Consider the following 18,481-nt stretch of genomic DNA (forward strand, 5'->3'; position numbering starts at 1 on the left):
ATGGAATTTACAGGGGCTGAACTGATGAAAAATAAAAAAAGTGCTACACCTCATGATGCTACTTTTCGACAGTTTCTTAAGCATCCGGATGTTGCCAGAGATTTTATGCAGATCCACCTTCCGGAGAAATTGCTTAAAATCTGCGATCTCACCACACTGAAGCTTGAGTCCGGATCATTTGTTGAAGACGATTTGCGTCAATACTTCAGTGACGTTTTGTATAGTCTCAGAACCTCAACCGGTAACGGATATATTCATGTTCTGATTGAACACCAATCCACCCCTGACAGGCATATGGCATTCCGCCTGATACGTTATGCGGTAGCCGCTATGCAGCGCCACCTTGAAGCTGGCCATAAAAAACTGCCTTTAGTCATACCTGTACTGTTCTATACCGGTAAGCGCACTCCCTATCCGTGGTCGACCCGCTGGTTCGACGAATTTGATGATCCGGTAGTGGCGGAAAGCCTTTATAGAGGCGCCTTCCCGCTGGTGGACATTACGGTCATCCCGGATGATGAGATCATGACTCATCGCAGTATGGCCGTCCTGACGCTTTTGCAGAAACATATTCATCAACGCGACATTGCAAGCCTGACTGACCATCTGGTCACGCTACTCATGGCCGATTATCTTTCTTCACCCCAGGTGATGACGCTGATACACTATTTACTGCAGGCTGGTGAGTCAGCGGACTACGAAGCTTTCGTTCGCGAACTGGCACAGCGGGTGCCACAACACGGAGACGCACTGATGACCATCGCACAGCAGCTTGAACAAAAAGGGATCGAAAAAGGTCGCGCAGAAGGTATCGAGCTTGGTGAACGGCGTGGTATTGAGAAAGGTCGTACTGAAGGACAGCGTGAAGCTACCCTGAAAATTGCGCGCACTATGCTACAAAATGGCCTTGATCGTAAAACTGTCATAGAAATGACCGGCCTGACGTCAGACGATCTGGCGCAAATACGACACTAATATAAACAAGAGTAAACCCGGTCATGACCGGGTTATCGTTTTAAATACCGCACCAGATAAATCATTATAATTATCAGAAAGGCGTAACCTGCATACGTCCTGAACTACAAGCTATTATTTGTCTGGCTGACGCTGCAGGAAATTCCAGGTTGCGCCCAACATGCCGGAGTCGTTGCCGTAGGTCGCGGTATCAATGCGGATATCAAGATCATATTTTGCCAGCTGCTCTGCCAGTTCCTCGAGGAACGGCTCCCGCTCGGTAATTCCACCACCGATAAATATCATCTGCGGATCGAACACGCTGAAGAGGTTATATAAGCAGGCTGCGAGATCCTGGTAGAATTTATTCACCACCTGCTGCGCGGCTTCTTCTTTGCGATCGTATGCGTCAAAGACATCTTTACCCGTGACGTCGTCGGAAGATTTTTCGATGAGCTGGCTGTAATTCTCCCGAAGCGCCGTCATGGTACAACTCTGGCTCATGGTATGGCGTTCAATATTGCTGCTGGTGGGGCGCGAAGTCAGCAGGCAACCAAACTCGCCCGCGCGATTACGACCGCCCCGGATCAGCGCGCCGTTGCAGAAGGCCGCTCCGCCTAATCCTGTGCCGATAGTTAACATCAGAAAATCACTGAGCTTTTTTGCTTTGCCCAGCCACTGTTCAGCCAGTAAGGCGCAATGGGCGTCATTTTCCCCGTGGCAGGCAGTGAGGTTTTTTCCGTCAGCCACTGGCTCAGATGAAACTGGTCGAAGTCCCGAATGGTGCCGCCCATGTCGATATATCCGGCTTCTGCATCAATATAACCGGGAGTGCTGACGGCGATGCCAGCACAGCCGGGATTTTTCTCCAGCCAGGCCAGGATCTCATCAAGTATTTTGTCGCGTGAATTATGGGAAATATCAGCACTCTCACTGGTCAGAATATTTCCCTGCTCATCAATCACGCCCATTTTTAAAGAGGTACCACCAATATCGAAAGCTGCAATCTTCATTAACGTTCTCTGAGGTTGTTTTCATCCGATTAATTGTAGTGCTGAAAGAAAAAGGGCAGGAGGTCTGGCGGAGGCAATTTTGTCAGGAAAGGTACAGATTTATAAAGCGAGAGTTGTACAGAGGGTGTTTTGATAAACCCCGGCACACAGGGAACAGCTGTGCATGATTTTTAAGGACGTCCGATGTATTACCCGCGCTGAGAGGGTGTCTGGCAGCGCGGGCTTAATCGTCACTCTGAAGTCATTGCCACTTACGCAACAGGAGACTGGCGTTGACGCCGCCAAAACCAAAACCGTTCGACATGGCATAAGTCAGCGCCGTGGGACGTGCATTGAGCGCCACCAGGTCAAGATTGCCTGCGGCTTCATCGGGATGATGGAGGTTCAGCGTCGGCGGAATAAGCTGCTGCCGCAGCGCCATCAGGGTGAATATCGCCTCAACGCCGCCTGCCGCACCCAGCAGATGGCCGGTGGCGGATTTAGTTGAGGCGATCGCGACCTGCGAATCATCGCCAAACACTGCACGAATAGCCGCCAGCTCACCGTGATCGCCAACCTGAGTTGAGGTTGCGTGTGCGTTGATATGCTGGACGTCTTCCGGGCTGATGCCCGCCTGACGCAGGGCGGTTCTCATCGCCCGCGCAGCCCCGCTGCCATCCTCCGGACCCGCGGTTAAATGGTATGCATCGGCGCTGGTGCCATAGCCGACAATCTCCGCCAGCGGTGTCGCGCCGCGTGCTTCGGCATGGGCCAGTGACTCAATCACCAGCAGGCCTGCACCTTCGGCCATCACAAAGCCGTTTCTGTCACGATCAAACGGACGTGAGGCATGGTGCGGCTGATCTTCATAGCCCACACATAGCGCACGTGCAGCCGCGAAACAGCCCAGCGTGACGCGATCAAGCGCCGCTTCTGTGCCGCCACAAATAGCAATGTCCGCTTCACCGCTTCTGATCAACCTGGCTGCATCACCAATTGCCTGAACTCCCGCCGCACAGGCGGTAACGGGCGCACCCAGCGGGCCGGTGAAGCCGTGTTTGATCGAGACATGACCCGCGGCCATGTTGGCCAGAAACGAAGGTGCTGTAAAGGGTGAGAGCCTGCGCGGGCCGCGTGCATCGGTGGTGCGCACCGCGTCGGCAATGGCACCAAAGCCGCCGACGCCTGAAGCAATAATCGTCGCGGTACGTTCACGCGTCGCCTCATCTTCAGGATGCCAGGCCGCCTGATTCAGCGCTTCTTCTGCTGCCAGTAGCGCGAATTCTATAAAGCGCGACATCTTTTTACGCTCTTTCGGCGCAATGAACGCCTCGGGGTCGTAACCTGCCAGCGGATCTTCATCGATGCCCGGCACGCTGCCACCTACTGAAATACCGGTGCCAGCAGTAAGCGTATCGGGAAGGGTACGTATACCTGATTCTCCTGCCGTTAATCGCCGCCAGACGGTTTCAACGCCACAACCCAGTGGCGAAACGATGCCCGCGCCGGTAATGACAATGCGTTGTGATGAGGCTAAGTGACTCATTGGATTACTCCCGTAGAGAGTCCGGACAGTGATTGAAATGCTGCCGCAGACAATGGATACACGCCTTGAGCGCGGAAGGTGAGACCCTGCATAGAATGGTGCGATGGACGAACGCAGGGATGGAATAGAGCAGAGAGAGATAAGCTTAGCAGCATCAGAATCCTGAGCGATAACCAGACAGAGTGCTATCGTTGCTATTGTGACTAAATAAGTCAATAGTCACATCATGCGCATTGTTCAGGGCGCAAGGCTACGTAACACCAGCGCTGCCAGTTGTGCAGAGGCTTCTTCAGCGTCATCAAGGCTGTACTGCAGCAGTACCGGACTGGCGTAGGGTTTGATCACCCGATAGATTGCCTCCGCCGCTTCGTCAGCCGGGGTTTTACGCTCAAACTCACCTGCTTCACGCCCTCGGCGCAGGATCTGCTGAATCAGGCTGAGCAGTCGTTCTTCATGCGCCATCGCCGATGGCCAGCGGTCACGCGACGCGACGGCAGCAATATCATAGAGTTTACGTTCGTGAAAAAAGAGTTCAGTGCCGGTGACGGAAAGCGTGCGGAACAGTCGCCGCAGTTGTTCCGATGCTCCAGGCGCATCGGCGATCACGGCTTCGACGCGCTGCATAATCATCGCCAGCCGGGTGGAGCAGATCACTTCGCCAATCGCCTGTTTCGATTCAAAAAATTTGTAGATATACGCTTTGGAAAAGCCGATAGCACGGGCGAGATCGGAGACGGTGGTTTTTTCGTAACCATAATGCGCGAAGTGCTGCATGGCAGCATCGACAATCTGGTCACGCACATTGTGCCCGGCCGGGCCGCGTGTGCCATTTTCCGTTACGGATTGAGTCATTGTCAGAACCTGGCAGATCAAAGGTGGGTGAAAAAATTCAGTGACCACTGTTAGGGGTGGTCACATTTTAGGCCCTGTTGCGATCAAAAGCCATGTTTTGAACGGGCTGAATGTATGCTGGTGTTGCTGAGTGCCACCAGCCGGTTATTGGCGCAGCGTATCTATAGAGATATTCCAGTGATTGAGCTTGTTATAGAGCGCCGTGCGAGAAATGCCCAGCAGCTTAGCGGACTGCCGCAGATTACCCCCCTGCGCGCGAAGGGTCTGCAGGATGCAGGCTCGTTCATTATCCTGCAACAGGCTGCTGGCCGCTGGTCTGTTTTCGGCTGCGCGCGTCACCATCGCTGGCGGCAAATCGGCAAGGTCGATGATGCTGCTCTGGCAAAGATTAACGATCCGCTCGACCAGATTTTCCAGCTCGCGCACGTTGCCGGGCCAGTGCCATGCCTGCAGGGCGTTCATTGCTTCAATGCTCACCTGCGGAGGCGTTTTATTCAGCCGCTGACACAGGGCGTGAATGAAGGTATTCACCAGATCAGGAATGTCGCTCTGGCGTTCACGCAGGGCAGGGATGGTCAGGGAGATAACATTGAGGCGATAGAACAGGTCACGGCGGAAAGCACCCTGTTCCACTGCACTGAGCAGATCGCAATGGGTTGCCGCCACGATGCGGACATCCACTTTCAGCGGATGCGCCGCTCCGATGCGCAGCACCTCACTCTCCTGCAGCACGCGTAGCAGGCTGGTCTGTGCCTCCAGTGGCATTTCGCCAATCTCATCCAGAAACAGCGTGCCACCGTCGGCCAGCTCAAATTTACCTGCCGAACCGCCGCGCCGTGAGCCGGTGAACGCGCCATCGACGTAGCCGAATAGCTCACTCTGCACCAGGTCACGCGGCAGTGCGCCGCAGTTAACCGCGACAAAGGACTCATGCGCCCGGCTGCTGGCATTGTGGATCGCCTGAGCAAACAGCTCTTTACCGGTTCCGCTTTCACCGGTCAGCAGAACGGTACTGTCACTGCGACTGCTGGCGCGGGCATCCTGAAGAGCCTTCTGCAGCGTGGGTGCCTGACCACGAATCATCTCAAAGGTATAGCTGGCGCTGACGCCGAGCACACGACGGGTAATGGCACGGATGCGCTGATTTTCCCGCAGCGACAGGATGCGACCGCCGTCCGGTGCCGGCATCAGCGAGACCAGGCATGAAACACTGGGTCTGCCATCGGGGCGGAACACCATCTCGCGGTCATTACAGCAGGGCAGTGTGAGCAATGAACCGGACTGGGGCTGCAGCACCTGATCGATCAGGGCGTTGTCGGTATCAATACCGGCAAAGATCTGACGAGCGTAGCGGTTCAGGGTTTTGATGCGTCCGTCGCGGTCGCAGACCACAACGCCCTCATTCAGGGTCTCCAGTATCGACTGCTGCTCGGCCAGCAGACGGCGTAAGGTGAGTTGCTGGCCAATTGCCTCTGCGGCAGCCTGCACGGTGCCCAGCGTATGGGCACTGAAATTGTCAGGCGTGGCGGTCAGCGTCAGTACGCCGGTCATACGACCGCTGGCATCACGGATAGGAGCTGCGGCGCACTGCCGGTTACGTTCACGCAGCGCGATTTTCCAGTTTTCTCCGCTGAGTACATAGACCAGCCGCTGCTCTCGCAGGCAGCGCGCGGTACAGTTGGTGCCGAGCACCTCCTCACGCAGGATGCTGCCGACCGGAGTCAGGTCGCTGCCGCAAAAACTCAGTACGATGCCTTGCGCATCTGTCAGATTGATATGACCGTCGGGATTGTAAGCCAGCAGGTTCTCCATCACGCTATGCGCCACAGTAATCAGCTCACTGTTATGACGCAGAACGGCGGCCAGCTCCGTTGGATCGGAGGCACTGTACTCAAAAGATACCGGATCGATGCCATGTTCGTGCGAGCGGTTCCATGACTGCAAAATACTGCGGCGGATCCAGCGTGGCTGTTCACCCTGGCTAAATGCCTGCCAGCCCCGGGCAAACCGAGCTTCCCACTGTGCCGCATCACCGCCTTCCGGCAGGCTGAATATGGCATCGCTCTCTTCTTTATTAGGCAGCAAATCATGCAGAGATTGCATTTCACTCTCCCGTGGTCGATGGAATGTCCATTTTAATGACATGTTAAGTTGACATGTAAATTTTATTTTCAATCAGGACGCGTCATCTGCGAGCGCGTTCACATAAAAGCCCGCTTTAAAACTGGCATCCACTTTGCAACGCTGACACTAACTCTTACCTGTCAAAAACAATGGGAAAGTTAAGGTGTTATGCGTAAACATAATCTGAAGTTGTTGCTGTTCATCTGTTCCATCGCCTCATTGAGCGGGGTGATCCTCGGTTATGACGCCTCAGTGATTTCCGGCGTTATTGAGTCATTAACGGAACACCTTGCGCTAACGCCGTGGCAAAGTGGATGGGCTGTTTCAAATGTCATTCTCGGCTGTATCGTCGGCGCTGGCTGTGTCGGCGCGATCTCAGATCGGATCGGGCGTAAACCTACACTGGTGATCACCGCGCTGTTGTTTGCCGTGTCTGCGGTGGGTTCTGCGCTGGCAGATTCCCTAACCGGTTTTGTGATTTACCGACTGGTGGGTGGCCTGGCGGTCGGGATGGCGTCGGCAATTACGCCGCTCTATATCGCAGAGGTCTCACCTAAGGACTGGCGAGGGCGCATGCTTGGGCTGCAGCAGATGCTGATGGTTGGCGGTCAGGTCACGGTCTATGTGGTGAACTACCTGATTGCACGCGGTATGCCCCATGCCTGGATAGTCAGTGAAGGCTGGCGCTGGATGCTGGCGTCGGGTGTGGTGCCTTGCCTGCTGTTTCTGGCACTGGTGCCCTTTATGCCGGAATCACCACGCTGGCTGGCGTTAAACGGCAAGCGTGAACGCGCGCTGGCAGTGCTGACCCGGCTTTCGACGCCTGAACATGCGCGGCGTTTGCTGGCAGAAATCAGTGCGCCGGACGCGGATTCTGTTACCCGTCAGCAGGGAACCCGTCTGCTCCGCGACGCCAGAATGCGTTACATCCTGCTGATCGGCTGCGCGATTGCTATTCTGCAGCAGGTTTCGGGCATCAACATCCTGCTGTATTACGCACCGTCGCTGCTGCAGAACATCTCACCGGATACACAGACCTCCCTCTATCACAGCATTTTCCTCGGACTGGCGCTGCTGGTCGGAGTAGCGTTTTGTCTGAACGCAGTGGATCGCTGGGGACGGACGCGTCTGCTGCGCTGGGGAGCGCTGGGTTGCGCTGTCAGCCTGGTGATTACCGCCTGGGCCTTTATAGCGCAGATCGGTGGCCTGCTGCCGGTTGTGGGCCTGGTGGCGTTCGTACTGATTTTTGGTATGTCATGGAGTCTGGGTGCCTGGCTACTGATCTCTGAAATATTTCCCAACCGGATTCGTGCCGTCGCGATGGGCTACGCCTTTTCTTCGATGTATCTCGCCAATTTCATCGTTACTCAGACTTTCCCGATGATGAACCGTAGCCGTTTGCTGATGGATCACTTCCATGGTGCTTTTCCACTGATGCTCTGCGCCGCTGGCTGCCTGGTGGCCTTCTGGTTTGTAAAACGTTTTCTGCCTGAAACCCGAGGCATCTCACTGGAGCACATCGAGCCGCTGATGCTTTCAAAATCCCGTCGTTTTGCCGCCAAAGCGCAGGCGACATCCGGACACCCTATTCAGCCTGACTGGGCTGACAACAAAAAACAGGAGCAGTTATGAACCTTAATACAGTACGAGTGGGATTGATCGGTGCTGGCCGCATGGGCAGTTTTCATGCAGAGAATCTGGCGCTGCGGGTGCCTGGGGCACGGCTGACAGCGGTCGCCGACCTGCAACCCGGCGCAGCGCAGAAACTGGCAGACCGGCTGGGGGTGGAGAAAGCCTATACCGATATCCAGGCGTTACTCAATGACAGCGAAATCGATGCCGTTGCTATTGCTACGCCGGCTCGCACTCACGCCGAACTGGTGATCGCTGCAGCCCGGGCTGGCAAGCACGTGTTTTGCGAAAAACCGATGGCGGTAACGCTGGATGAGGCAGATCGGGCTATTGCCGCCGCACAGGATGCGGGCGTTGTGTTGCAGGTCGGCTTCAATCGTCGATTCAGTGCAGGCTTCGCCGCAGCTATTGAAGCTGTCAGAGCAGGCACCAATGGCACCACCCAGCTAAGCCGTTCGGTGACACGCGACCCTGGCCTGCGCGATCCGGCCCCGATCCCGCAGTGGACCATCTTCCTTGAAACCTTAATCCATGACTTCGACACCCTGCTGCACTTCAATCCGGGTTCCCGGCCGGTTGAGGTCTATGCGCTGGCTGATGCGCTGGTGCGTCCCGATTTTAAAGATAAGGGATTACTTGATACCGCGGTGGTGACCATCCGCTTTGATAACGGTGCCATTGCCACTGCGGAAGCCAACTTCCAGGCAGTTTACGGTTATGACGTTCGCGGTGAGGTCTTTGGCAGTAAAGGTATGCTGCAGGCTGGCAACATCAATCAGGACAACTGTGTGCGCTATCACGCCGAGGGTATTGCCATCGCAACGTCTCGAATGGATACCGATCTGCTGCGTGAGGCCTATGTTGCTGAAATGGCAGAATTCGCCCGCGCGATTCTGCACGGTGACACGCCGCGCGCTACTGGCACTGATGCGCGTAACGCGCTGGAAATTGCGCTGGCCTGTATTGAATCGGTGCAGCAACGCAAACCCATTCTGTTGGGAGAACGCTAATGGCCGGTTATCAACTTTCAGTCTGTGCGGAGATGGTGTTTCTCGAACTGCCTTTTATCGCGCGTGTTGAGCGGATTCATGCGCTGGGATTTGGCGTGGAGATCTGGAACTGGGCCAACAAAGATATCGACGCGTTGGTGGCGACAGGTGCGCGTTTTACCTCCATGACCGGCTACCTCAACGGTAACCTGACTGATGATGATGAGATTGCAGAGTTGCTGCATAGCGCAGAAACCTCACTGGCGATTGCAGATCGTCTGAACTGCCCGAGCCTGAATCTGCATGGCACCGGGCTGGATGCTCACGGCCAGGCGGTTCGTCCGGTTGAGGTGGTTACCGGTGAGATGTGGCTTAAAGCGGCCGACACCCTGCGGCGTGTCGCTGCGCTCGGCGAGCAGGCCGGGCGGGTATTTACTCTCGAAAACCTGAATCTGGCAGTTGATCATCCGGGTACGCCGTTCGCACGGGCTGCCGATACGCTGGCGCTGGTCGAAGCGGTCAACAGCCCGGCACTGAAGATGAATCTGGACCTCTATCACGCCCAGATTGGAGAGGGCAACCTGATAGAGCTGATACGACGCTGCGGCCCCGCTATCGGTGAAATCCAGGTGGCTGATGTGCCGGGGCGCATGCAGCCTGGCACCGGGGAAATTAACTATCGCGCCATTGCCCGTGCGCTGGAGCAGGTCGGCTATTGCGGCGTCGTTGCGCTGGAGGGCTGGGCCGAAGGCGACAGCGAAACAGCCCTGGCACAGTTCCGCGATCACTTTACGTTGTGAGCTCTGCCGCCGGGTATTTGCCTGTTGCCCGGCGGTTCTATCAATAATAAACCCTACAGGATTACGCGATGAAAACCAAAATGTTAGCACTGCTGCTCAGCCTGATGATCAGCGTTACCGCCTGGGCTAAAACACCTAAAATTGGTGTCGCACTGGCTAATTTCGATCTTAACTTCGTATCGATTCTGCGGACGCAGATGGTGGATGAGATAAAAGCGCTGAAAATGGATGGGCAGTTCGTCGATGCCAAAGGGGATGTAGCTCTTCAGGTACAGCAGGTTGAAGACTTTATCAATCAGGGCGTGGATGCCATTATTCTCAACCCGGTCGATACACAGGGCGTATTGCCGATGGTGAAAGCGGCAGAAGCGGCGGGCATTCCGCTGGTGTTTGTTAACCGTAAACCGGAAGTGAAATTACCGTCCAGTATGGCCTATGTCGGTTCTGACTCTGCCCTGGGGGGTGAGATGCAGATGGAAGCGCTGGCAAAACAGATGAACTATCGGGGCAATGTCGCCATTTTAATGGGCGCATTATCAAATGAAGAAGCGCGGGAACGGACGCGTGCCGTTGAAGCGGTGATCGCTAAATATAAGCAAATGGCGGTAATCGAAAAACAGACTGCACGCTGGCAGCGTAATGAAGCGGTAGACGTAGTTTCGGGCTGGCTGCTTAATCAGCGACCGATCGATGCAATCGCCGCCAATAATGATGAAATGGCTATCGGGGCTATTATGGCGCTGAATCAGGCGAAAAACAGCCACATTCTGGTTGCCGGGATCGATGGCACGCCTGATGGTCAGCAGTTCGTCAAAAATGGAAAGATGACGCTGACTATTTTCCAGGATGCGAAAGGGCAGGCGACAGGCGCTGTGAAAGTCGTGAAAGCGTTACTGGATAAACAGAAAGTCGAATCACTGAACTGGATCCCCTATAAAATCATTACTCAAAGTAATTATGCGGAGTTTGCTGCCGCTAATCAGCCATAAAAATCGCCGCTAACCTTATGATTCTTTGTCGTTTCTTAAATTATTAACCAGCTGCCGGGCAGGGGCGGACTCTGCCCGGCCCGTTCTGCTGGCTAATCTGTAAAAATTTCCTTAATCGCCTGATTAACGCGTCTGTAGTGCTTCTTCATATAAGCTGAATTATACTGTCGATAAATGAGCGGAAATTCAGTGATTTCTTAATGATTTACATAATCGATGATCAGGTTTCTTACAATTCTGATGACTGCACGCTTAGCCACATTCCTACTCAGGAGTCGCTGAGCCTCAGTATTTCTTCAGGTCGGCTTTTTGAACAGTTACTGAATTCCGGGGGAGAAATACTGGCGCGTGATACGTTGCTGACCGAGGTCTGGGATAAATATGGCCTGCGTGGATCGAATAGTAATCTGAATCAATATCTGAGTATTGTGCGCAGGGCGCTCGCGGCTTATGGTTGTGAAAATCTGATTATCACCATCCCGAAAATTGGTATACGCCTGAATACCGATATTAAAATTGAACGTCAATCAGCCCCGGTCATGGGGGTGACGGAAGTTTTAACTGATGACATATCGGAAGGAAGTATAACTGAAGGGTCTGCTGAAAACGTTGTCCTGCCTGCCACTCCGCCCGGTAATCAGCTGCCAGCTACGTCCGTTAACGTCACCCGGCGATATTGGTTTGCTTCTGTTGCTCTGATATTGCTGGGCATGGTGCTCTGGTATTTCACGGTATCGCGTCCTGACGAGCAAATTATTCCAATGAGTGCCATTAAACTTGAAGGTGGCTGCGAAGCAGTATTATTGCAGGGTCTGGATGAGGTTGAACGACAGGCATTGGGTAAGCAAATAGTGCAAATTCTAAGGGAAAATAATCAAACCTGCGATGCGGGTCACCGGATTATTTTTGATAAAAACACCTCTTTTACTACTAAGAATTTCGGAAGAACAATTCTTTCATCGTGTAAAATTAATAGCGATGGTCATATCATCTCATGCGACAATTTTTATTATCTTGACTGGAGAATGGGATGAAGCGGAGCATTGGTATTAATATTATCTTCATGCTGGCTGCGCTATTAATGGTGACTTTTGCAGGGGTTTATTACTTAACACATCAGGCCAAAGATTTTCCTTTTCGATGCTCAGCGTTTAGCCGTTACGATCTCAGTCGTAATGATGATAAAAGAATTGAGTTCGCTGTTGCCCAGGATTTACGTTTTGATAAAAAGGATTCAGGCTATCTGTTGCTGAATGGGCAGGCAACGAGCAATGACGGTGTTACTATTCTTAACAGAAGGGTTGCATTAATCAATGGCGCTAAAATTTCCGATGATACTTACCGGTATCAGATCAGCAAAGTTGTCACTTCGAATACTGATACTACCCCTGATGTCATCTTTAATAAGTTGTTAGCAGAGATCACGCTGGATCCAACGCATCTGCAGTTGGATGTCGATAAGATTGATAAAAATACCTATATTATCGGTGGGCCGATCTCCTATCTCTTTACCTGCCAGCGTTACTAAGCTCTGTAAACGGCTAATTTAGCGGTGTTCAGAATGCATGAAACCGGGAAGGGTTTATCCTGCCCGGTTTTTCTTTTAACGTTATGTCGTCAGGCTTTGCTGAGGAAAAGTATCAGGGTCAGCTCTGGAAACTCTTCAGGATATTATTAAACAGCTGAATTTCTTCATCGGTCAGGGGGGCAGCCTTTGACAAAGAGAAAATTAATACATCCTCCAGGTTTAAGGTGAAAATCGCCTGCTTTTGATAAAGCCGGATATTATCCGGGCGCAGAAAATCATAAGTAATCATGATGCCTGTGCTCAGATTATCGCCCAACACCACGGGTTGATTTGCCTGCTGCTGCCAGTCTTTCATTTGTCTCTGCAGAATAGCAAGCTGACTGCTGATATATTCTTCTGGATTGTTGTGATTGGCCAGTTTATCACGAGAAATAGTGACGGGTGGCATCGCTGAACGGGGATCCGCCAGCGTGTTCAGGCTTCGCTCGCAGTAGCCTTCCGGTAAAGTAATCATACCTTCGCTAAACCGACAAATATTTTTATCCATGTGTAATCTCCATTTCTTTAGTTTTTTCTGTCTGGCCAAATAACTGCTCTGCGGTAACTTCACTGAGCGTACCGTTATTTAACAGGACGATTTTATCTGCACTTCTTATGGTTTCCGGGCGATGTGCAATCATGATTCGGGTGATTTTCATTTGCTTTATTGCATTGTTGATCTGCGCTTCGTTATAGATATCCAGATGACTGGTTGCTTCGTCCAGTACCAGTATTTTTGGTTCGCGGTAGAGGGCGCGAGCTAGCAGAATACGCTGCAGCTGCCCGCCAGAGAGAAACGATCCCATATCACCGACAAGGCTTTGATAGTTCATCGGCATTTTCATGATATCGCCGTGAATTTGCGCCAGGCGTGCTACACGGGTAATTTTTGCGTGGTCAGGATTATTATCAAAGAAGCTAATATTTTCACTGATCGAGCCTGAGAACAGGATGTCATCCTGCATAACACAGCCGATACGGTTACGATGGTGTTCAAGTCCTGTCTGGGTAATGTCCATTCCGCCCACGGTGATTGTTCCACCTTCCGGGTGCAGCAGACCCAGAATGATTTTGGCCATGGTGGTCTTTCCCTGACCTGAAGGGCCGACAATCGCAACGCTTTCGCCAGCCTTAATTTCCAGACTGGCACCATTTACTACCCAGGGTTCGGTAGGTGCATAGCGGAAGCGGATATCCGTTAGTTTGATATCCTGCGGCGTTTCTGTCTCATCATGCGTATCTTTACTCACCAGTACCGGACTGGCTTCTGAGCTGACTTCAGTTTCTGACAACACGATATCGGCCAGTCGTTCACCATGCATACGCAGCATTCTGAAGTCGATTACGGCGTTGATCAGACCTGCACCGCGGCTCATAAACTGATCTGAGAAGCTAATAAAGGCGGTAAGCATACCTGCAGAGAAGTTGCCATCCAGTACTTGCAGCGCAGCCAGCCAGACCAGTACGACCCTGCCTACAGAAGTGAGCAATCCCTGGGCGGAACCAAACAAAATGTTAAGCTTCTGAATCACAATGCCTTTGTTGGTCGTATCCACCAGGAAATTCATATAGGCGGAGAGACGAGGCACCTGCTTGTTGTTGGTTTTTACCGCCTGGATACCGCGAAGCGTTTCCAGTAATGAAGATTGCGTGCGGGCTGAACTGATGATTTGCTCTTCGTTGGCGCGGCGAACAGGATCATAAGCCATGAAGCGTAACAGTGCATAGGCGACAAAAAGGCCAATTACCAGCCAGGCAAGCTTAGCGTTATAGATAAACAGCATCACTACTGTCACGATCGACATTACCCCATCCAGCACAGTACTAATGAAGCGGCTGGTCAGCGTACTTTGGATGGTGTTTAGCGAGCCATAGCGGGACAGAATGTCACCAACGTGACGGGATTCGAACCATTCAAGTGGCAGCTTTAACATATGGTGACAGACATTGACCGTCCACTGCACGCTGAGCTGGCTTGAGAACCAGCTCATCACCCATGAGCGCAGCGCTGTAATCATGGTCTGAAACAACGCAATCATGATAAAGCCGATCCCGAGCAAGGAGAGTAGCGAGTAATCTGCGGAGACCAGCACCATATCCATCACCCACTGCATAAAGAAGGGAAAGAGTACGCCGAAAAGCTCCAGAGCGATGGACAGGATAAGCACCTGGGCAAAGGCAGATTTCACCCCTGTCACACTGCCCACCAGCTTGATCATCGAGATGCTTTCTTTTTCTTTTTTGACCTCAAAAGTGGAGGAGGGAACCAGCTCCAGTGCAACGCCGGTGAACGCCGGTGATGCTTCTTTAAATGTCAGTTCCCGAATGCCGCGTGCAGGATCGTGAAGCGTGATCTTATTGCCACGCACTTTTTTTAGCACAACGAAATGGTTCAATTCCCAGTGCAGAATGCAGGGCATGCGTAATTTAGACAGCTCTTCCATATCAACGCGTAACGCACGGGAACTCATATTGAGTTGTTGTGCCATGGCAATGACATCACTAAGTGTTGCGCCCTTAAGCGACGTTGCGAACCTGCGACGCAGGGTGATCATGTCGATTTCATGACCGTGATAATTGGCAATCATCCCCAGACAAGCAAGACCACATTCCGTCGCCTGTGACTGACGAATCATCGGCAGGCGGTTAAACCATTTAAAATTGAGTTTCTCTAATAACAACACAGAACAGACCTTTTAATCAGAGAGAGATTTTGTGTCCAAGCGCAAAAATTGGCTCCAGCACCCATTCATAAAGACGACGTTTGTCGACGATAAAATCGGCATCCAGCGCCATACCCGGCTTGAGTTTTTCATTCTGCGCATAAGCAGTAATTGATTGTTTGTCCAGGGAGACCAGCACGCGGTACTGCTGTTCCTGAATATTGTTTTTGCCGGTTAACGTAGTGACTTCCTGAGGAGACAGAGCGGTGCGTGAAACCTCGATAACTTTTCCATACTGTTGACCAAACTTTTGATAAGGAAACGCTTTGTAGCGCAGCACCACCCGCTGTCCCGGTTGGATAAAACCAATGGACTGCGTGTTTACCATGATGCGGGCGACAAGTTCAGTATTGCTTGGCAAAACTGCTATGGCTGACTGACCGGCGGTGAGCATCTGTCCATTTTTGACCATAATCATGCCGACATACCCGCTTTTAGGCGCACGTAATTCAAACGAGCGGCGCGCTTCATTTTCAGCCATCGACTGCCGGTTATCAGCCAGTTGGCGCTCGATATCGTTACGCTTTTTCTCGTCATCCAGCGGTTTTTCATGCAGTTGTTGCTCGGTCTGAACAATTTTTTGCGAGATGTCCAACAGCTGACGTTGATATTCCTGGTAGCGCGCCTGGCTATCGAGCAGATTAGACTCCTGCTCTTCCATCTGACGGCTTGAGGCATACCCTTCGTTGTGCATGGCTTCCAGCTTGTCCAACTGCATTTTCGCCAGGGAAACCTGTTTCCGACGGTGTGTCAGTTGCAGCTTCAACTGCTCCTGCTGCAGTTTCAGACTGGCGATAGTGTCGGTCAGGCCCTTCATTTCAACCTGGTGAAGCTTTTCAAGCGTCACCAGATCCTGCTGAAGCCTTTCACGCTGGCCTTTCAGATTCTCGGCAATAACCTGACGAGTCTGACCTAACTGTGTTGAAACCTCTGATGACAACACCATCAGCACATCGTCTTTTTCAACATGCTGGCCCTCTTTTACCGGAATATCGACCACCGTAGCGCTTACGGGGGGCGGAATGATCAGCATGCCATTTTTAGGCAGCAGTTCTCCGGTAGAGGATTCATATTTTGTATAGCTGCCAAATATAAAAAACAGCGCTGTCGCGGCAGTGATCAGCACTACAACGGAAATAACTAACCAGCGATAAGGTGGGCAATAGAGTGCCACAATGCCCAGGTTTCCACGGTTGGCTGCATCAAGTGCCTCCTGACGGAATAGTGACTGTTCCATTTATATAATCATCATGAGTAAGGGATTAACGGCACTGAAAAAAATTCAGCATGTCGATTGATAGTGATCCGGTACTTTGTGCCAGATTAATGAGGGCGTTCAGGTAATTGAAGCGAGCTTCAGCCTGATCTTTAAGCGCACTAAAATATTTTTGCTGGGCATCAAGCTCATCATTTACCGTACGGAAACCCATTTCCCGGCCATATTGAACAGACACCACTTTTTCGCGTGAAGACTCGACGGCATTTTTCTGCGCGTTGATTAACGCTTTTCCATTCGTAAGACTAAGCCATGCTGAACGTGTATCTGTAGCCGCTTTGCGTTGTGCTTCCATGGTGGAATATTTCGCTGCCTGACGGCGATAGGCTGCTTCATAAGATTGTGAAATCTGGCTGCCACCCGCGAATAATGGAATAGAAACGTTAACGCCATACTGCAGATTATTACTTTTAGAGTTAGTGCCAAAAATAGCATCATAAAGTAAATTATCGTCGTTATCGTTACGGCTCCAGTTTTTGCCATATCTGGCGTAAAGTGACACGACAGGCATATGTGCGCCATCTGCAGCCAATACATCAGCATCGGCCTGATCATTCTGAAACAGGGCAATTTTGATTTCAGTGTTACGTTGCTGGCTGGCATTAATCGCATCAGTTAAAGAAGCGTAGGGCGAAGCGTTAAGGCACTGAAAGTTTACCGGCTCGACAGTGTCCGGGCTGACACCCGATAAGCGACGAAATGCTTCTCCAGCCAGCAATAACTGACTACTCGCCTCTATTTCTTTGGCCTGAGCAAGAGCGTAATTGGCCTTAGCTTCATCCAGCTCTGTACGAGTGTTTTGTCCATTCAGAATACCGGCCTGCAGTTTTTGCTGCTGTTGTTTGAAGTTGTGACTGGCAGCTTTCGCAGCCTGTAAAACTTCCTGCTGATAGAGCACCGAAAAGTATGCATTACTGATCGCATTTAATAACTTTTCTTCAGCTTTTTTTGACTGGGCTTCAGCGGTATTGGCAATAGCAACGCCTTTACGCCAGCCAGCATATTTACTCATATCAAACAGGGGTTGTCTGACACTGAGATCGTAACTGTGATTTGTTACACCACTTTGATATTTTTTATCCGGCTGTTCCTGACGATCCCAGTTTCCTTCGAGCGTCAATGTGGGCAACATTCCGGCCATACCCTGCCAGTATTTTTGCTGATCGGCTTCACTGGTCATCTGGCTGGATTGCAATGCAGAGTCATAGGTTAATGCGGCACGGGCAGCCTGCTGTAAGCTGGTTGCATAAGATCCAAATGGCACGCAGGACAGTACAATAAATGCAATTTTAAAATTATAAAATTTCATGATGCTCGCTGTTTCTTAAAAATTAAGCCCGAAATTAAATGAGTTGCTGGGCAAAGACATATTTAATCAAATCAGTATTAGACTGCAGCTGAAGTTTACGCATGGCGTTATATTTCTGCGTTGCAACCGTACTGATACTACGTTTACGTGCTTTAGCTATCTCCATTAAACTGTACCCGATAGCAAAAAGCCTGATTACTTCAACTTCTGCGGGTGATAAAAGAGTCTGTGCGGGCTCATCTGAAGCAGATTGCGCCAGATCTTTCATCTTTTCTGAATAAAATATTTCAGAATTCGATGAGCAAACCCAGTGCAAAGCTTCTACCAGTTCCCGTATATCATCACGTTTGCTCACTATTGCATTTACCGGAATTTGCAATATTCTTTTCAAAATGGCCGGGCTATTCTGTGCCGTAAAGATAATGATTTTAAGGTTAGCATTATGGTTGTAAATTTCTTCTAGCTTTCTAACGCCGTTCAAATCATTACGTTCAAAGTTAAAGCAAAAATCAGTAATTAATATATCAGGAGGATCGCTATTCAGTTTTACAAAAAGATTTTCTGCTTCTACCGGGTATGCTGCAATGTCCAGGTTGTGAAATCCGGTTGAGAGTATTTTTTGTATTGAATAAAAAATAAAAGGACTCTCATCAGAGACACCAACTTTAAACCTCCTTCCTTTTAATGGCCTATCCACTGATAAAATCCTTTCTCAGTTTATAAAGTCT

At 51.3% G+C, this 18,481-nt stretch carries 17 protein-coding genes; 7 read left to right on the top strand and 10 right to left on the bottom strand.

The features are described from left to right. The first annotated feature begins 24 nt into the window (after positions 1-24). Entirely contained in the window at positions 25-975 is a 951-nt protein-coding gene (locus tag ACMGGP_RS19175) for an Rpn family recombination-promoting nuclease/putative transposase (RefSeq protein WP_498798728.1), read from the top strand. Positions 976-1,089: 114 nt separating this feature from the next. On the opposite strand, the gene ACMGGP_RS19180 is transcribed toward ACMGGP_RS19175, so the two are convergent. From ACMGGP_RS19180 to ACMGGP_RS19200, 5 genes are all read right to left on the bottom strand, one after another. Beyond that, positions 1,090-1,704 carry an ROK family protein gene (locus tag ACMGGP_RS19180; RefSeq protein ID WP_498798729.1) on the bottom strand — a complete coding sequence of 205 codons (615 nt, stop codon included), beginning with the start codon at positions 1,702-1,704 and terminating at the stop codon, positions 1,090-1,092. Continuing rightward, positions 1,596-1,967, bottom strand: a complete 372-nt coding sequence (locus ACMGGP_RS19185) for an ROK family protein (protein WP_498798730.1) — start codon at positions 1,965-1,967, stop codon at positions 1,596-1,598. Before ACMGGP_RS19185 ends, ACMGGP_RS19180 begins: the two co-directional genes overlap by 109 nt. Before the next feature lie 241 nt (positions 1,968-2,208). Beyond that, positions 2,209-3,492, bottom strand: coding sequence for a beta-ketoacyl-ACP synthase II (gene fabF / locus ACMGGP_RS19190; protein ID WP_033759862.1), 1,284 nt, complete (start codon positions 3,490-3,492; stop codon positions 2,209-2,211). A gap of 237 nt (positions 3,493-3,729) precedes the next feature. Continuing rightward, on the bottom strand, positions 3,730-4,344 hold the full coding sequence (locus ACMGGP_RS19195) for a TetR/AcrR family transcriptional regulator (protein ID WP_498798731.1): 615 nt from the start codon (positions 4,342-4,344) through the stop codon (positions 3,730-3,732). A 144-nt stretch (positions 4,345-4,488) separates the two neighbouring features. After that, the gene (locus ACMGGP_RS19200) at positions 4,489-6,447 is read right to left on the bottom strand and encodes a sigma-54-dependent Fis family transcriptional regulator (RefSeq protein ID WP_033786420.1); all 1,959 of its coding nucleotides are present in this window, start codon (positions 6,445-6,447) and stop codon (positions 4,489-4,491) included. A 189-nt stretch (positions 6,448-6,636) separates the two neighbouring features. Between ACMGGP_RS19200 and ACMGGP_RS19205 the strand changes: the two genes are divergently transcribed. The 6 genes from ACMGGP_RS19205 (at position 6,637) to ACMGGP_RS19230 (ending at position 12,406) form a co-directional block, all read left to right on the top strand. After that, entirely contained in the window at positions 6,637-8,100 is a 1,464-nt protein-coding gene (locus ACMGGP_RS19205; RefSeq protein WP_346452938.1) for a sugar porter family MFS transporter, read from the top strand. Next, the gene (locus ACMGGP_RS19210) at positions 8,097-9,110 is read left to right on the top strand and encodes a Gfo/Idh/MocA family oxidoreductase (protein WP_061703026.1); all 1,014 of its coding nucleotides are present in this window, start codon (positions 8,097-8,099) and stop codon (positions 9,108-9,110) included. The genes ACMGGP_RS19205 and ACMGGP_RS19210 overlap by 4 nt, the downstream gene beginning before the upstream one ends. After that, complete coding sequence (locus ACMGGP_RS19215; RefSeq protein ID WP_010256807.1) at positions 9,110-9,889, top strand: TIM barrel protein; 780 nt, start codon at positions 9,110-9,112, stop codon at positions 9,887-9,889. Before ACMGGP_RS19210 ends, ACMGGP_RS19215 begins: the two co-directional genes overlap by 1 nt. A 68-nt stretch (positions 9,890-9,957) precedes the next feature. Then, positions 9,958-10,878 carry a substrate-binding domain-containing protein gene (locus ACMGGP_RS19220; RefSeq protein ID WP_124890767.1) on the top strand — a complete coding sequence of 307 codons (921 nt, stop codon included), beginning with the start codon at positions 9,958-9,960 and terminating at the stop codon, positions 10,876-10,878. Positions 10,879-11,078: 200 nt separating this feature from the next. Then, complete coding sequence (locus ACMGGP_RS19225; RefSeq protein ID WP_022624197.1) at positions 11,079-11,912, top strand: winged helix-turn-helix domain-containing protein; 834 nt, start codon at positions 11,079-11,081, stop codon at positions 11,910-11,912. Next, a complete protein-coding gene (locus ACMGGP_RS19230) occupies positions 11,909-12,406 on the top strand; it encodes a FidL-like protein (RefSeq protein ID WP_022624196.1) in 498 nt (165 codons plus the stop codon). The genes ACMGGP_RS19225 and ACMGGP_RS19230 overlap by 4 nt, the downstream gene beginning before the upstream one ends. A gap of 118 nt (positions 12,407-12,524) precedes the next feature. On the opposite strand, the gene ACMGGP_RS19235 is transcribed toward ACMGGP_RS19230, so the two are convergent. The 5 genes from ACMGGP_RS19235 to ACMGGP_RS19255 all read right to left on the bottom strand — a co-directional run bounded on the left by ACMGGP_RS19235 (position 12,525) and on the right by ACMGGP_RS19255 (position 18,450). Next, a complete protein-coding gene (locus ACMGGP_RS19235) occupies positions 12,525-12,953 on the bottom strand; it encodes a DcrB-related protein (protein ID WP_498798732.1) in 429 nt (142 codons plus the stop codon). Next, positions 12,946-15,129 carry a peptidase domain-containing ABC transporter gene (locus tag ACMGGP_RS19240; RefSeq protein WP_498798733.1) on the bottom strand — a complete coding sequence of 728 codons (2,184 nt, stop codon included), beginning with the start codon at positions 15,127-15,129 and terminating at the stop codon, positions 12,946-12,948. Before ACMGGP_RS19240 ends, ACMGGP_RS19235 begins: the two co-directional genes overlap by 8 nt. Positions 15,130-15,145: 16 nt before the next feature. Then, the gene (locus tag ACMGGP_RS19245) at positions 15,146-16,342 is read right to left on the bottom strand and encodes an HlyD family secretion protein (protein ID WP_223564741.1); all 1,197 of its coding nucleotides are present in this window, start codon (positions 16,340-16,342) and stop codon (positions 15,146-15,148) included. 88 nt (positions 16,343-16,430) lie between these two features. Continuing rightward, complete coding sequence (locus ACMGGP_RS19250) at positions 16,431-17,753, bottom strand: TolC family outer membrane protein (protein WP_010256785.1); 1,323 nt, start codon at positions 17,751-17,753, stop codon at positions 16,431-16,433. A 34-nt stretch (positions 17,754-17,787) separates the two neighbouring features. Then, complete coding sequence (locus ACMGGP_RS19255) at positions 17,788-18,450, bottom strand: response regulator (protein ID WP_498798734.1); 663 nt, start codon at positions 18,448-18,450, stop codon at positions 17,788-17,790. Between the last annotated feature and the right edge of the window lie 31 nt (positions 18,451-18,481).

Origin of the sequence: Curtobacterium sp. BNK-1 (assembly GCF_048685235.1) — a bacterium.
Taxonomy (GTDB): domain Bacteria; phylum Pseudomonadota; class Gammaproteobacteria; order Enterobacterales; family Enterobacteriaceae; genus Pantoea; species Pantoea agglomerans.

What these genes read in the sequence shown, in the direction of transcription:
- ACMGGP_RS19175 (WP_498798728.1), top strand. Translation starts at nt 25, where the DNA reads ATGAAAAATAAAAAAAGTGCTACACCTCATGATGCTACTTTTCGACAG.
- ACMGGP_RS19215 (WP_010256807.1), top strand. Translation starts at nt 9,110, where the DNA reads ATGGCCGGTTATCAACTTTCAGTCTGTGCGGAGATGGTGTTTCTCGAA.
- ACMGGP_RS19195 (WP_498798731.1), bottom strand. Translation starts at nt 4,344, where the DNA reads ATGACTCAATCCGTAACGGAAAATGGCACACGCGGCCCGGCCGGGCAC.
- ACMGGP_RS19235 (WP_498798732.1), bottom strand. Translation starts at nt 12,953, where the DNA reads ATGGATAAAAATATTTGTCGGTTTAGCGAAGGTATGATTACTTTACCG.
- ACMGGP_RS19230 (WP_022624196.1), top strand. Translation starts at nt 11,909, where the DNA reads ATGAAGCGGAGCATTGGTATTAATATTATCTTCATGCTGGCTGCGCTA.
- ACMGGP_RS19225 (WP_022624197.1), top strand. Translation starts at nt 11,079, where the DNA reads ATGATTTACATAATCGATGATCAGGTTTCTTACAATTCTGATGACTGC.
- ACMGGP_RS19220 (WP_124890767.1), top strand. Translation starts at nt 9,958, where the DNA reads ATGAAAACCAAAATGTTAGCACTGCTGCTCAGCCTGATGATCAGCGTT.
- fabF (WP_033759862.1), bottom strand. Translation starts at nt 3,492, where the DNA reads ATGAGTCACTTAGCCTCATCACAACGCATTGTCATTACCGGCGCGGGC.
- ACMGGP_RS19200 (WP_033786420.1), bottom strand. Translation starts at nt 6,447, where the DNA reads ATGCAATCTCTGCATGATTTGCTGCCTAATAAAGAAGAGAGCGATGCC.
- ACMGGP_RS19185 (WP_498798730.1), bottom strand. Translation starts at nt 1,967, where the DNA reads ATGAAGATTGCAGCTTTCGATATTGGTGGTACCTCTTTAAAAATGGGC.
- ACMGGP_RS19210 (WP_061703026.1), top strand. Translation starts at nt 8,097, where the DNA reads ATGAACCTTAATACAGTACGAGTGGGATTGATCGGTGCTGGCCGCATG.
- ACMGGP_RS19250 (WP_010256785.1), bottom strand. Translation starts at nt 17,753, where the DNA reads ATGAAATTTTATAATTTTAAAATTGCATTTATTGTACTGTCCTGCGTG.
- ACMGGP_RS19205 (WP_346452938.1), top strand. Translation starts at nt 6,637, where the DNA reads ATGCGTAAACATAATCTGAAGTTGTTGCTGTTCATCTGTTCCATCGCC.